This is a genomic window from Streptomyces sp. NPDC048420 (assembly GCF_040651535.1).
In the GTDB taxonomy this organism is placed as follows: domain Bacteria; phylum Actinomycetota; class Actinomycetes; order Streptomycetales; family Streptomycetaceae; genus Streptomyces.
The window spans coordinates 274,536-286,945 of sequence record NZ_JBEZKG010000013.1; the positions used below are offsets into that span (position 1 = coordinate 274,536).

General features: G+C 71.0%; 14 protein-coding genes and 2 pseudogenes. 12 read left to right on the top strand and 4 right to left on the bottom strand.

Features of this window, described 5'->3' with window-relative positions:
- Positions 1-28: 28 nt before the first annotated feature.
- Positions 29-1,741 carry an IlvD/Edd family dehydratase gene (locus AB0D34_RS26085; RefSeq protein WP_362665311.1) on the top strand — a complete coding sequence of 571 codons (1,713 nt, stop codon included), beginning with the start codon at positions 29-31 and terminating at the stop codon, positions 1,739-1,741.
- A 23-nt stretch (positions 1,742-1,764) separates the two neighbouring features.
- On the top strand, positions 1,765-2,199 hold the full coding sequence (locus tag AB0D34_RS26090) for a VOC family protein (protein WP_362665313.1): 435 nt from the start codon (positions 1,765-1,767) through the stop codon (positions 2,197-2,199).
- On the opposite strand, the pseudogene AB0D34_RS26095 reads toward AB0D34_RS26090, so the two are convergent.
- Positions 2,200-2,418 (bottom strand): annotated as a pseudogene (locus tag AB0D34_RS26095) (FAD-dependent oxidoreductase); the annotation flags it as partial. It abuts the gene before it with no gap.
- A 560-nt stretch (positions 2,419-2,978) separates the two neighbouring features.
- Between AB0D34_RS26095 and AB0D34_RS26100 the strand changes: the two are divergent.
- Both AB0D34_RS26100 and AB0D34_RS26105 read left to right on the top strand, forming a co-directional pair.
- Complete coding sequence (locus tag AB0D34_RS26100; RefSeq protein ID WP_362665315.1) at positions 2,979-3,527, top strand: DUF1062 domain-containing protein; 549 nt, start codon at positions 2,979-2,981, stop codon at positions 3,525-3,527.
- Between the two features lie 585 nt (positions 3,528-4,112).
- Positions 4,113-4,235: a putative leader peptide gene (locus tag AB0D34_RS26105; protein WP_362665317.1), complete on the top strand. Its 123-nt coding sequence runs from the start codon at positions 4,113-4,115 to the stop codon at positions 4,233-4,235.
- Here AB0D34_RS26105 and AB0D34_RS26110 read toward each other — a convergent pair.
- Entirely contained in the window at positions 4,187-4,387 is a 201-nt protein-coding gene (locus AB0D34_RS26110) for a hypothetical protein (protein WP_362665455.1), read from the bottom strand. The genes AB0D34_RS26105 and AB0D34_RS26110 overlap by 49 nt on opposite strands.
- Between AB0D34_RS26110 and AB0D34_RS26115 the strand changes: the two genes are divergently transcribed.
- From AB0D34_RS26115 to AB0D34_RS26145, 7 genes and pseudogenes are all read left to right on the top strand, one after another.
- On the top strand, positions 4,386-5,255 hold the full coding sequence (locus tag AB0D34_RS26115; protein ID WP_362665319.1) for a glutathione S-transferase C-terminal domain-containing protein: 870 nt from the start codon (positions 4,386-4,388) through the stop codon (positions 5,253-5,255). The genes AB0D34_RS26110 and AB0D34_RS26115 overlap by 2 nt on opposite strands.
- Before the next feature lie 109 nt (positions 5,256-5,364).
- Positions 5,365-5,514 carry a hypothetical protein gene (locus AB0D34_RS26120; RefSeq protein ID WP_362665321.1) on the top strand — a complete coding sequence of 50 codons (150 nt, stop codon included), beginning with the start codon at positions 5,365-5,367 and terminating at the stop codon, positions 5,512-5,514.
- A gap of 153 nt (positions 5,515-5,667) precedes the next feature.
- Positions 5,668-6,651, top strand: coding sequence for an amino acid ABC transporter permease (locus tag AB0D34_RS26125; protein WP_362665323.1), 984 nt, complete (start codon positions 5,668-5,670; stop codon positions 6,649-6,651).
- Between the two features lie 44 nt (positions 6,652-6,695).
- A pseudogene (locus tag AB0D34_RS26130) lies at positions 6,696-7,190 on the top strand (GNAT family N-acetyltransferase); the annotation flags it as partial.
- The gene (locus AB0D34_RS26135) at positions 7,187-7,333 is read left to right on the top strand and encodes a putative leader peptide (RefSeq protein ID WP_362665325.1); all 147 of its coding nucleotides are present in this window, start codon (positions 7,187-7,189) and stop codon (positions 7,331-7,333) included. The pseudogene AB0D34_RS26130 and the gene AB0D34_RS26135, both read left to right, overlap by 4 nt.
- A gap of 84 nt (positions 7,334-7,417) precedes the next feature.
- The gene (locus AB0D34_RS26140) at positions 7,418-8,620 is read left to right on the top strand and encodes an LLM class flavin-dependent oxidoreductase (RefSeq protein WP_362665327.1); all 1,203 of its coding nucleotides are present in this window, start codon (positions 7,418-7,420) and stop codon (positions 8,618-8,620) included.
- A 26-nt stretch (positions 8,621-8,646) separates the two neighbouring features.
- On the top strand, positions 8,647-10,026 hold the full coding sequence (locus AB0D34_RS26145) for an NtaA/DmoA family FMN-dependent monooxygenase (RefSeq protein WP_362665329.1): 1,380 nt from the start codon (positions 8,647-8,649) through the stop codon (positions 10,024-10,026).
- 15 nt (positions 10,027-10,041) lie between these two features.
- Here AB0D34_RS26145 and AB0D34_RS26150 read toward each other — a convergent pair whose 3' ends face one another.
- Positions 10,042-10,410, bottom strand: coding sequence for a hypothetical protein (locus AB0D34_RS26150; protein ID WP_362665330.1), 369 nt, complete (start codon positions 10,408-10,410; stop codon positions 10,042-10,044).
- Between the two features lie 61 nt (positions 10,411-10,471).
- Entirely contained in the window at positions 10,472-11,152 is a 681-nt protein-coding gene (locus tag AB0D34_RS26155) for a GAP family protein (RefSeq protein WP_362665332.1), read from the bottom strand.
- A 338-nt stretch (positions 11,153-11,490) separates the two neighbouring features.
- Between AB0D34_RS26155 and AB0D34_RS26160 the strand changes: the two genes are divergently transcribed.
- Positions 11,491-12,369 carry a YhjD/YihY/BrkB family envelope integrity protein gene (locus AB0D34_RS26160; RefSeq protein ID WP_362665334.1) on the top strand — a complete coding sequence of 293 codons (879 nt, stop codon included), beginning with the start codon at positions 11,491-11,493 and terminating at the stop codon, positions 12,367-12,369.
- Positions 12,370-12,410 lie beyond the last annotated feature (41 nt).

Sequence of the window (12,410 nt, forward strand, 5' to 3'; positions counted from 1 at the left end):
CGTACCGATTATCGGAAAGAGCTGAGCGATGAGGCTTCGCAGCGCACAGTGGTACGCCGGACAGGACCGCAATGCCTACATCCACCGGGCCTGGATGCGGCGCGGGGTGCCGCAGGACGCCTTCACCGGCCGGCCGCAGATCGCCATCGCCAACACCGCCTCCGACCTCACGCCCTGCAACGCGCACCTGAACGAGGTGGCCAGGTCCGTCCGCGACGGCGTGTACGAGGCGGGCGGCATCCCTCTCGACCTGCCTGTGGTGTCGCTGGGCGAGACCAATGTGCGGCCCACGGCGATGCTCTGGCGCAACATGGCCGCGATGGCCACGGAGGAGATGCTCAGGGCCAACCCCCTCGACGGGGTGGTCCTGTTGGGCGGCTGCGACAAGACGATCCCGTCCCTACTGATGGCCGCCGCCTCGGTGGACCTGCCCGCGGTGGTCGTACCCGGCGGTCCCATGCTGACCGGGACCTTCCGCGGCACTCCGCTGGGCTGCGGTACCGACGTGTGGCGGCTGTCGGAGGAGGTCCGGGCCGGCACCCTGTCCCAGGAGCAGTTCATCCGCTCCGAGTCCTCGATGATCCGCAGCCGCGGGCACTGCAACACCATGGGCACCGCCTCCACCATGGCGCTGGTGGCCGAGGCCCTGGGCACAGTCGTCCCCGGAGTGGCAGGCACACCCGCGCCGGACAGCAGGCTGCTTGAGGCGGCGCACGGCACCGGACGGCTCGCCGTGGAGCTGGTGTCCGCCGAGCGCCGTCCGAGCACCTTCCTGACCAAGGGGTCCTTCCACAACGCGATCGTGGCGCTGGCCGCGATCGGCGGATCGACCAACGCCGTCGTCCATCTCCTCGCCATCGCGGGCCGGTTGGGCATCGAGCTGACCCTCGACGACTTCGACCGCATCGGGTCCCGGGTGCCCGTCCTGGTCGACCTCCAGCCCGCCGGACGCTTCCTGATGGAGGACTTCCACCGGGCCGGCGGACTGCTCGCCGTATTGCGCGAGGTCGCCGACCTCCTGGACCCCGAAGCGCTGGCCGTCACGGGAAAACCGTTGGTGGACCATCTGACCGACGCCCCGATCTGGGACGCCGAGGTGATCAGGACCCGGGCGCGGCCCCTCGTCGAGGAGGGCGGAATCGCCGTCCTGCGCGGCAGCCTCGCCCCCGACGGAGCACTGATCAAACCCGCGGCGGCCTCACCGCACCTGCTGCGGCACCGGGGCCGGGCGGTCGTCTTCGACAGCATCGAGGACTTCCACGCCCGCGTCGACGACCCGGACCTCGACGTCGACGCGGACTCCGTGCTCGTGCTGCGCGGCTGCGGACCCAAGGGCTACCCGGGCATGCCCGAGGTGGCCAACATGCCGCTGCCCACCAAGCTGTTGGAGCAGGGTGTGCGGGACATGGTCCGCGTCTGCGACGGCCGTATGAGCGGAACGGCGTACGGCACCGTCGTCCTGCATGTGGCGCCGGAGGCGGCGGCGGGCGGCCCGCTCGCCCTCGTCCGGACCGGCGACCTCATCAGCCTCGATGTCGCGGCCCGGCGGATCGACCTGGAGGTGCCGGCCGCCGAACTCGCCGCCCGCACGCCGAACGCGGCCACCGTCGAGGGCTTCGCCAACCCGCGCCGGGGCTGGGAGCGGTTGTACGTCGACCATGTCCAACAGGCCGACACGGGCGCCGACTTGGACTTCCTCGTCGGCTCGAGCGGGTCGGAGGTCAGCCGGGAGTCGCACTGAACGGTCGCTGTTATGGTGCGCCCATGTCAACGATCAGGAAGGTCCAGGTCACCTTCGACTGTGCGGAGCCCGAGCGGGTCGCCCGCTTCTGGTGCGAGGTGCTGGGGTATGTCGTACCGCCACCGCCGGAGGGGTTCGCCACGTGGGGCGACTACGACCGCTCCCTGCCGCCCGAGCGTCAGGGCGCCTCGTTCGTCTGCGGTGATCCCTCCGGCGTGGGTCCGCGGCTCTACTTCCAGCGCGTCCCCGAGGGCAAGGTCGTCAAGAACCGGGTGCATCTCGATGTGCGGGTCGGCACCGGGCTGGTGGGTGACGAGCGTCTCGCCGCCCTTGAGGCCGAGTGCGTACGGTTGGAAGCACTCGGCGCGGTACGGGTACGCGTGCTGCTCGCCGACGACTTCGACGAGTCGTGCATTCTGATGCAGGACGTCGAGGGCAACGAGTTCTGCCTCGACTGATCACCTGCCGAGACGGTGAGCTGCGAACTCGGGCAGGGCGAGGGCCGAGTGGGCGGGCCGTCCCGCACCGGAGGGCACGGTGCTGAGACCGCGCAGCCTGGCGTTGCGCCGCTGCAGGGCCCGAGCGGTGGTGGGGAAGAGGGCGGCGTCGCCCTCGCCGATCTGGTCCTGGTTCACGGTCACGAACTCACGGGTGGTGCGGTCGTAGGCGGCGAACCCGATCACGCGAGTCACCAGGAGCAGGCTGGTTGCGGTGCCGCTGTCTCCGTGGTCGCGGACGGTCTACGACTACTTCGGCGACAAGCAGACGCCATTGCAGGCGGTCCTCGACACCGTCGGCCAGTCGCTGATCACCACGATCCGGCGCATCCTCGACGACACCCGCCACGCTGCAACGCCTGGTCCGGACCCAGTCCGGCCACCTGCCGGGCGGCGGCGAGAACGCCATGGCCGACACCCCGGACGAGGCGCCTGCCGAGCGGTTCGCCGCCTTCGGCGAGGCCGCGCCGCTCGACGTCCCCGACGCCCGTCTCGCGGCAGACCAGTTCATCGCGTCTCCGGGCGTACCGGGCCACGTAAGGCCAGGTGAACCGGTGGCCCCAAAACCGGTGGACCGGCACCACCGTCCGCCGCTACCGTGCTGCCGGACCAAGTCGTCTGGGCAAGGACGTGCCGTTGTACACCGTGTGAGACCTCCCGAGCGCTGAATCGTCGCGCGTCGCGCCTTAGCGCCGCGCTCCTTTTTGCTGCGGACTTCTCACTGAAACCGGTGTACTTCTGTGCTCACCATCTGGGTGGTCATGCCCACCTGCCTGCCGCTAGTGCTGCGCCGTTGCCACGCGTGCACGTCCGATCGCTTCCGGACGAGCGGCAAGTTCCGCGTCAACGCCCACCACAAGCTCATCGACGTCTGGCTCCTCGCGCTCTGCACCAACTGCGGGGAAACCACGAAGCTCACGGTCCTGGAGCGGACCAACGTGCGCTCCGTAAGACCCGACCTGCTGGACCGGATGCACCGCAACGACCCAGGTCTGGCAGCAGAGTTGCTCCAGGATCCGGTCCTGCGGCGCCGTAACCGCATAGCCCTCGACTGGAACGACGCCTGGCGCCTCGACACCGGAGCGCCGGAGCACCTGGACCAGGAGGTGCTCGACGTCTCGGTCCGCTTCGCGGCGCGGATCCCGGTCCGACCGGTGCGGCTGATCGCAGAGGGTTGCGGTCTCTCACGGGCCGAGGTCGAGCGGCTGGTCACCGAGGGGAAGATCGTCTCGGCGGTCCGGCTGACCGGCCGGCTCTCCGGCGACTTCACCTTCACGCTCAAGCGCTGAGGGTCCTTGGGCTCAGGGGCCTGCCAGCCCGGCGGTATCCGTCAGGCGGGCCCCTGGGTCCGGGCCTACTGTGCGCACGACGCGTTCGAGCCGTCGCCGTCCTGGGCGCGGCCGCGCGGGCGGGGCCACGGCGTGTCGGGCAGGCCGGCACCTCCACCCCAGGTGAGGCGCTCGCCGTCGGCCTCAGCCCCGTCGGCGCGACGGACGTGCCGACTTCCTGCGCGTGATGGCCGTGTAGTTACAGACCCACTCCCGCACCCCGAATCCGAAGATCTCGTAGTGCCTGTCTCTGCACCAGCACCCCCGACGAGGACTCCGTCCTGGACCGGCGAGGCTCGCTGGTCGTCGCGTCCCCGTGCTCCGGGCGCGGCGCCAAGTTCGCCCCGCTCATCGGCGCGACGGCCGCCGACCTCGCCACCGGCCGCGCTGAACCCGGCCCCCGCTTCCGGTTGGACCGGGCGGGTTAGGCCCGAGAGCCAGGCCGATCCACCTCCTGGCCGTGCCCGCCTCGTGGACGCCCTCTTGACGTGCGCCCCTGCCCGATCGACACTCCAGATGGGAATCCTAGTGAATAGGTAGGGAAACATGAGGTGCCTTGAGTCGGCCGTCGGCCGAGTGAGCCGTACGTCCGGGCCCTCGCCTCTTCTGACCTCCCGCCGTCACATCGATCTGCTGCGGGTCTGCAGCGCGATCAGGCACCAGGGCTGAGCCCGGCCGCCCACACGGGCGCCACCCAGGCCGGCGCCACCCAGGCGTGCGCCACCCAGGCGTGCGCCACCCTCGGGGGCGGCCGCCCACTCCCACTCGACGACGCTTCCGCCGCGCGTACGTCTGCGCACCGACACCCCGGGGAGACCCATGTCCGTCACACCGCTCGCGCACGTCCCCGCCACCCACGCGGCCCCCGCGTTCCGGGGCCGGATCGGCCGGGACGCGCGCAGTGGGCACTACGCCGTGCCGCGCCGCTACCGGCTCCACCTCGTCCCCGCCTGTGCCGACGGACTGCGCATCGCCGTCGTGCACAGCCTGCTCGGCCTCGACGACGTCTGTCCCGTGACCTACCTGGACCCGGTCCCCGACTGTCCCGACGGCGGACACTCCGCGCTGCGCCCGCTGTACGAGGCCAGCGCGCACCGGTACACCGGCGCGGCCCTCGCCCCGGTGCTCAGTGACGACTGGTCGGGCCGGATCGTCAGCACCCACGCCGCCGACATCACCCGCGACCTGGCCGGACACTTCGGCGGCGGCCGCCCGGCCCTCTACCCGTGCGGCGCGGAGTCGGAGACCGAGGCCGTCGAGCGGATGTGCGCCCAGGGCATCGAGCGGGCCGCGCAGCGCGCCGGATCGGCGGGCGGCGACGAGGACGAGCGGAGCGCGGGACTGGAACAGCTGCTGGACTCGCTCGGCTCGCTGGAGCGCTGGCTCGACGGGCGCGAGTATCTGATCCGGGATCACATCACCGCCGCAGACGTCGAGTTGTGGGTCACGCTCGTCCAACTCGACACCGTGCACCGCCACCACCTGGACGCCGCCGCGGTGCACCGCATCGCCGACCACCCGACCCTGTGGGCCTACGCCCGCCGCCTGGCCGCCCACCCGGCCTTCGGCGCCCACCTCGACCTCGACGGCATCGCCCGCAGGCACCACGCGCACTGCCGGGGCCTGGAGGCCGCCGGAGCCGCCGTACAGATCCTGGACTGGGCCTCGCACACCGGCCGACGCCTCTGAACACCGTTCCACCTGCTGGACCGGCGTTGACAATGATTCCGACAACTGGCCTGACCTACGGGCCACAAGACTTCCTCCGGGACTCCCGAGAACAGTGACGGTGACCGACATGTACGCAGCTCCCAGGACGGCCCAGCGCCGCGCCCCGGGCTGCGTACAGCCGTACGCCGACGTACTCGTCGCCGATCGCGCCGTCGACCTGCTCCGCGTCAACAGCGCACTGTGTAGCGCACCGGGCCGTGCCCGCTGTCAGGGCTGACGTCTTCTCCCAGCCCCCGCGTTCCTGACGAACACCGCGCTCGCGGTGTGCCGTCGTCCGCCCAGCCCCCGGTTCCCGTGCGCCGTGTCCTGCCGCCGTAGGACGCCGCCTCCGCCGTGTTCCAGGGGCGATCCCACACCGCCGGAGCCCCGCATGAGTGAACCCCCAGGCGCCGCCGTGTCCGTCACCGAGGCACCGCCCCAAGCCCACGTTCCGTCAAAACAGCTCACCGCACAGCGAGTTCTGCCGCTCAGACGGCCGGGCCGGCTGCTCGCCACCGTCGTCGTCCTGGTCCTGGCGGCCCAGTTCGTCCATGGTCTGGCGACCAACCCCTTCTACCAGTGGGACCGCTTCGGCTACTGGTTCCTGCGCCCGACCGTCCTCGACGGACTCCTCATCACCCTCGAAGTCACCGCCTACAGCGCGGCGTTGGGCCTCCTCGGCGGCATCCTGCTCGCCCTGGCCCGGCTCTCGAAGAGCCCGGTCCTGCGCGCGGTGAGCTGGACCTACGTCTGGGCGCTGCGCTCGATCCCGCTGATCGTGGTCCTGCTGTTCCTCTACAACTTCTCCGCGCTGTACAAGACGTTGAGCGTCGGTGTCCCCTTCGGCCCGGCCTTCTTCTCCTTCGACGAGTCCCGGCTCGCCACCGACATGGTCATCGCCGTGATCGGCCTCAGCCTCAACGAGGCGGCCTACGCCGCGGAGGTCGTCCGCGGCGGCATCCTCTTCGTCGACCAGGGCCAGCACGAAGCGGCCGCCGCACTCGGGCTGCCGAAGGGCTACCAGTTCCGCAGGATCGTCTTCCCGCAGGCACTGCGCTCCATCACCCCGAACTACGTCAACCAGCTCATCGGCCTGGTCAAGAGCACCTCGCTGGTCTTCTACGTCTCCCTGCTCGACCTGTTCGGCACCGTGCAGTCCATGGGCGCCACCTATCCCGGCGACGTCGTGCCGCTGCTGCTGGTCGCCACCGTCTGGTACCGGATCCTCACCAGCGCCGTGTCGGTCGTCCAGTTCTACGTCGAGCGGTACTACGCCCGCGGCGCCACGCGCGCCCTGCCGCCGACCCCGCTCCAGAAACTCCGGACCGGTCTCACCGACCTCAGGGCCCGCGTCCGCAGGGAGGCCGCCGTATGACCGCCGCAGCGCTCGAAGTGCACGGCGTGCACAAGCCGGTTGAGAGGGTCCCCGGAGGATGGGAGGTCGTCGGCGGGGGAGTGGGCGTCCAGCTCATCGACACCGCTCTACGGGCCGAACCCGCCCCCGAGGCGGTACGGCTCGGCCGCGACGACGTGCCCGAGATCCTGGACCTGGTCGCCCGCACCAGACCCGGCCCCTTTCTCGAGCGGACCATCGCACTCGGCACCTACCTCGGCATCCGGGACCGGGGACGGCTGATCGCCCTGGCAGGCGAGCGGCTCCGCCCGCCCGGCTGGACCGAGATCAGCGCGGTCTGCACCGACCCGGCGTACCGGGGCCGGGGCCTGGCCACCCGGCTCGTCCGTGCGGTCGCCGCGGGCATCCGGGAACGCGGCGACACCCCGTTCCTGCACGCGGCCGCGGACAACACGCACGCGATCCGGCTCTACGAGTCGATCGGCTTCACCCTGCGCCGCCCCTCGCCCGTCCTTCTGGTCCGCAGTCCAGGAACATCCCGCGAGGACATGGCGTTGTGACCGAGGACGAGATCCGCCGGGCGCCCCCGCGCGCCCAGAAGGAGGAGGTGACGGGCGTGATCCGCACACTGCGCTCCGCCCACCTCCACTCCCGGCCCCACATCGATCTCCAGCGCGTGTCCGCCGCGCTCTGTTGTTCCTGACCCGTCACCTGCCTGCCCCGCCGCCGCGCCCTGCCCATCCGCGGGCCGGCGCTCCCGTACGGATCTCCAGGAAGGCACCCACCCGTGTCACCTTCTTCTCCCCTGCATCTCGCCGTCGCCCTGGAGGGCACCGGCTGGCACCCCGCCTCCTGGCGTGAGCAAGTCGCCCGCCCCAGGGACCTGTTCACCGCCGGCTACTGGGCCGACCTCGTCGCCGAGGCCGAGCGCGGCCTGCTCGACTTCGTCACCATCGAGGACGGCCTCGGCCCGCAGTCCTCCCACTTCCTCGACCCGGACGAGCGCACGGACCAGGTCCGCGGCCGCCTCGACGCGGTCCTGATCGCCTCCCGTGTCGCCCCGCTCACCCGGCACATCGGCCTGGTCCCGACCGCGGTGGTCACCCACACGGAGCCGTTTCACCTCTCCAAGGCGATCGCCACCCTCGACTACGTCAGCACCGGCCGGGCGGGCCTGCGCGTCCAGATCACCGCGCGCCCGAACGAGGCCGCGCACTTCGGCCGCCGCACCATCGCGCGCATCGAGGCCTACGACAGCCCCGGGACCCAGGAAGTCGTCAGCGACCTCTTCGACGAGGCCGCCGACTACGTCGAGGCCGTGCGCCGCCTCTGGGACAGCTGGGAGGACGACGCCGAGATCCGCGACGCCGCCACCGGCCGCTTCGTCGACCGGGACAAGCTGCACTACATCGACTTCGAGGGGAAGCACTTCAGCGTCAAGGGGCCCTCCATCACCCCTCGCCCGCCGCAGGGCCAGCCGCTGGTCACCGCCCTCGGTCACCAGACCGTGCCGTACCGGCTCATCGCCCGCCAGGCCGACGTCGGCTACATCACCCCGCACGATGCCGGCCAGGCCCGGGCGATCGTCGCCGAGATCCGCGCGGAGCAGGAGGCGGCCGGGCGTTCCGGTGAACTCCTGCATGTCTTCGGTGACTTGGTGGTGTTCCTGGACGACGAGCAGACCGTCGCGGAGGACCGCCGCGCACGTCTCGACGCTCTCGCGGGGGAACCGTACACCAGCGACGCCCGCATCTTCACCGGTACCCCGGCCCAACTCGCCGACCTGCTCGTCGAGTTCCAGGAAGCAGGGCTCACCGGCTTCCGGCTGCGGCCCGCCGTGGCCGGCCACGACCTCCCCGCTGTCACCCGGGGCCTGGTCCCCGAGCTCCAGCGCCGGGGTGCCTTCCGTACCGCCTACGAGGCCGACACCCTGCGCGGTCTGCTGGGCCTGGGCCGCCCCGCAAACCGCTACGCCGCCGCGTCCGCCTGAGCCAGCCCGGAAGGACCCGTACCGACATGACCAGCAAGCCGCTGAAGCAGATCCACCTGGCCGCCCACTTCCCCGGCGTCAACAACACCACCGTGTGGAGCGACCCGAAGGCCGGCAGCCACATCGAGTTCAGCTCCTTCGCGCACTTCGCGAAGACCGCCGAACGCGCCAAGTTCGACTTCCTGTTCCTCGCCGAGGGGCTCAGGCTCCGTGAACAGGGCGGGAAGATCTACGACTTGGACGTGGTCGGCCGCCCCGACACCTTCACGGTCCTGGCCGCGCTGGCCGCCGTCACCGAGCACCTGGGGCTGACCGGCACCATCAACTCCACCTTCAACGAGCCCTACGAGGTGGCCCGCCAGTTCGCCAGCCTCGACCACCTCTCCGGCGGCCGCTCCGCCTGGAACGTCGTCACCTCCTGGGACGCCTTCACCGGCGAGAACTTCCGGCGCGGCGGCTTCCTCCCACAGGAGCAGCGCTACTCCCGCGCCAAGGAGTTCCTCGCCACCACCCAGGAGCTCTTCGACTCCTGGCGCGGCGACGAGATCGTCGCCGACCAGGCGACGGGTGCTTTCCTGAGCGATGCGAAGGCCGGCTCCTTCGTTCACCAGGGCCAACACTTCGACATCCACGGGCAGTTCAACGTCCCGCGCTCCCCGCAGGGCCGCCCGGTGATCTTCCAGGCCGGCGACTCCGACGAGGGCCGTGAGTTCGCCGCCTCGTCCGCCGACGCGATCTTCAGCCGGTACGCCACCCTCAAGGAGGGCCAGGCCTTCTACACCGACGTCAAGAACCGCCTCGCCAAGTACGGCCGCCGCCATGACCAGTTGCTGATCCTGCCCGCCGCGTCCTTCACGCTCGCGGACACCGACGCGGAGGCCGAGGAACTGGCGCGGATCGTCCGCCGCCAGCAGGTCAGCGGCGCCACCGCGCTGAAGCACCTGGAGTTCGTCTGGAACCGCGACCTGTCCGCGTACGACCCTGAAGGGCCGCTCCCCGACATCGACCCCCTGGTGAGCGAGGAGCACATCTCCCGCGGTCGCGCCCAGGTCCGGATGTACCGCGACCCGCTGGCCACCGCCCGCGAGTGGCGAGAGCTGGCCGAGGCCAACAAGTGGTCCATCCGCGACCTGGTCATCAACACCGGCAACCGGCAGAACTTCATCGGCTCGCCCGAGACCGTCGCCCGCACCATCAACGAGTACGTGCAGGCCGACGCGAGTGACGGCTTCATCCTGGTCCCGCACATCACCCCGACCGGCCTCGACACCTTCGCCGACAAGGTCGTCCCGCTCCTCCAGGAACAGGGCGTCTTCCGCACCGAGTACGAGGGCCCGACCCTGCGCCACCAGCTCGGCCTCGCCCACCCGGACGACGTCCGGGACGACCAGCGGGCGGCGTCGTGACGTGAGGTCCTCCTGTCACTCCTCCCAGTCGAGTTGATGCTCGGGCGTTCCCACCGACCGTCCGTACGCCACCGCTTCGGCGCGGCCGGCCGCGTCGCCGCGCCGATAGCGGAACACCTTCCCGGCGAACACGACCACGCGCTCGTCCCCGGCGACGAAGTCGGCGTACCAGCCGAGCTCCGGCTCCAACGCCTCGGCCAACGCGTCCGCGAGCGCGCCGACGTCGTCGCCGTCGCTCTCCCACTCGACGAGCGTCCACACGGCCGGCTGGGCGTCGGCGGCACCGTCGATCTCGACCCTGCCGACCTTCCGAAGCCGCAGTCCGCGCGGCTCGAACACCGCTCCCGGCCTGAGGCTCTCGCCGATGACGTATCCGCTGATCACGCGCTGTCTCCCTGTCGGCCGGAGGCTTCTTGGCCGATACTACGGGCTGTCGGGCAAGCTCTCAGGACGTCAACTGGGCGATGCTTCTGCTCACCAAGAACAATCCGGCCACCAATGCCACTGTCACCAGCGCCTGCTCTTGGTGGGTCGTGATCCAGACGCGGAGCTTGCCCAGGCGCACTCTGGCCGAGTCCGGGGCGAACGTCGTGTAGATCTCCATCGCCAGCAGACTGCTCGTGGCAAGGAGGCAGTATCCGAACAGGGCCAGGTAGGAGGTCGCGTGGGACATGTCCGCGCTGACCACCGTCGCCGCGCCGGCTGCCACGAGCCCCCACGGCTGGAGCAGCGGAGCCAGCCCCGCCGCGGTCCACAGGGAGATCCGGTCGAGTCGCGCCATCAGTCCGCCGGAGGACTTGTGCCGTCGGCCCGAAGAGGGGACGGCCCCTTCACGGTTCTTGCGCCGGGACCGGTGCCGGTACCAGCCGTATCCGACCAGTCCCACGCCGATGGCCAGCTTGACGGCGGACGAGGCGGTGGAGGGCGGGGAGTGGGGAGCCGGCGGTTTGCCGCCGGTGGTGAGCAGTACGGCGGCGATGACGGCCACGAAGCAGGCGAGCCAGGTGAGGATGAAGACCAGGCCGTTCCACACTCCGCCACGCGCCGACAGGACCAGCACGAACGCGGTCACCGACAGGGGGAACACGGTGATCGCGAGGCCGATGACCACCAGGTCGAGCACCATCACAGCCCCCCGCGCGGCAGTGAGCGTCCGGCCACGGCACGACTCTCGACCATGACTTCAGTCTCCCCGCCGGTCCCGCGCCGCACAATTCGTCGGCGGTGACGCCGGTCCGCGCCGGGCCCACCCCACCCCGTGACCAGATCGTCCCCCGCGCCCCTTTCCGCGCGAGTTTCTTGGCCCATCCGGCCCTGTGCCGTACACCTGCCGGGGCCACGCGGGCGCAGCAGCGGCACCCTGGCAGCATGGAGCCAGGGACAGGGACCGGAGGAAAGCGCCCGGACCGTCCATCACGCCGGGCGGCACTGCGGGAGCGTGCCGCCTCGGCACGGTCCCGGCTGATGGAACTCCGCACCCGGACCGAGAGTCGGTTCCCCGTGATCACGCGTCTGCTGTCGCACCTGATCTCGGTGAACGTGCTCGACTCGGCGACCCGGCTGGCCGCCCAGACGTTCCTCACGGCCGTGCCCCTGCTGTTCGTGGTGGCCTCCATCGCCCCGCAGTGGCTGCGTGACCAGTTCGTCACGTCCCTGCACGACGCCTTCGGACTGACCGGAAGCGCGAACGCCGAACTGAACAAGGTCCTCAAGGGCACCGATGAGCCGTCGGACGAGCTGCGCCAGACCACCGGCGCCGTCGGCGGGTTGATGGTGCTCCTCTCGGCCACCGCGTGCAGCCGAGCCATGCAACGGCTGTGCCAGCGCGCCTGGAGCCTGCCCAAGGCGAGCGCGCGGGTGGCCGCCTGGCGCTGGATCGCCTGGCTCGCGACCTGGCTGGCGATGTTCGCCGTACAGGGGAGCCTGCGCAACGGCTTCGGCCTCGGGCTGTGGCTCGGCGTACCGCTGCTGATGGCCGCAGAGGTGCTCATCTGGTGGTGGACGCAGCATTTGCTGCTGGTCGCGCGCGTGCCCTGGCGGCCGCTGCTGCCGGGTGCGCTGCTGACCGGGACGGCCCTGGCCGTCCTCACCTCCACCGCATCGCTGTACGTTCCCCGGGCGCTCAACCACAGTCTGGCGAAGTACGGCTCTTTGGGCGCCGTCTTCACGCTGTTGTCCTGGCTCATCACGCTCTGCGTGGTCGCGACCCTGGGCCTCACGGCCGGCGCGGTCATCGCCCGCGAGCCCTGGGCCGTCCGCCGTCTGGGCACACCCGGACCGCCGGGCCCGCCGCCCGGCGACATGCCGACGGACGGCGCTCCTCACCACAGCTCACCACCGTGATGACATGGCCTGCACTTCCGGACCGTGCGGGCGGGGCATGC

Bases quoted from the DNA above. Each gene is read 5' to 3' on its own strand.
- AB0D34_RS26085 (WP_362665311.1), top strand. From the start codon at position 29: ATGAGGCTTCGCAGCGCACAGTGGTACGCCGGACAGGACCGCAATGCC.
- AB0D34_RS26090 (WP_362665313.1), top strand. From the start codon at position 1,765: ATGTCAACGATCAGGAAGGTCCAGGTCACCTTCGACTGTGCGGAGCCC.
- AB0D34_RS26105 (WP_362665317.1), top strand. From the start codon at position 4,113: ATGAGGTGCCTTGAGTCGGCCGTCGGCCGAGTGAGCCGTACGTCCGGG.
- AB0D34_RS26115 (WP_362665319.1), top strand. From the start codon at position 4,386: ATGTCCGTCACACCGCTCGCGCACGTCCCCGCCACCCACGCGGCCCCC.
- AB0D34_RS26110 (WP_362665455.1), bottom strand. From the start codon at position 4,387: ATGGGTCTCCCCGGGGTGTCGGTGCGCAGACGTACGCGCGGCGGAAGC.
- AB0D34_RS26120 (WP_362665321.1), top strand. From the start codon at position 5,365: ATGTACGCAGCTCCCAGGACGGCCCAGCGCCGCGCCCCGGGCTGCGTA.
- AB0D34_RS26125 (WP_362665323.1), top strand. From the start codon at position 5,668: ATGAGTGAACCCCCAGGCGCCGCCGTGTCCGTCACCGAGGCACCGCCC.
- AB0D34_RS26145 (WP_362665329.1), top strand. From the start codon at position 8,647: ATGACCAGCAAGCCGCTGAAGCAGATCCACCTGGCCGCCCACTTCCCC.
- AB0D34_RS26155 (WP_362665332.1), bottom strand. From the start codon at position 11,152: ATGGTGCTCGACCTGGTGGTCATCGGCCTCGCGATCACCGTGTTCCCC.
- AB0D34_RS26160 (WP_362665334.1), top strand. From the start codon at position 11,491: ATGGAACTCCGCACCCGGACCGAGAGTCGGTTCCCCGTGATCACGCGT.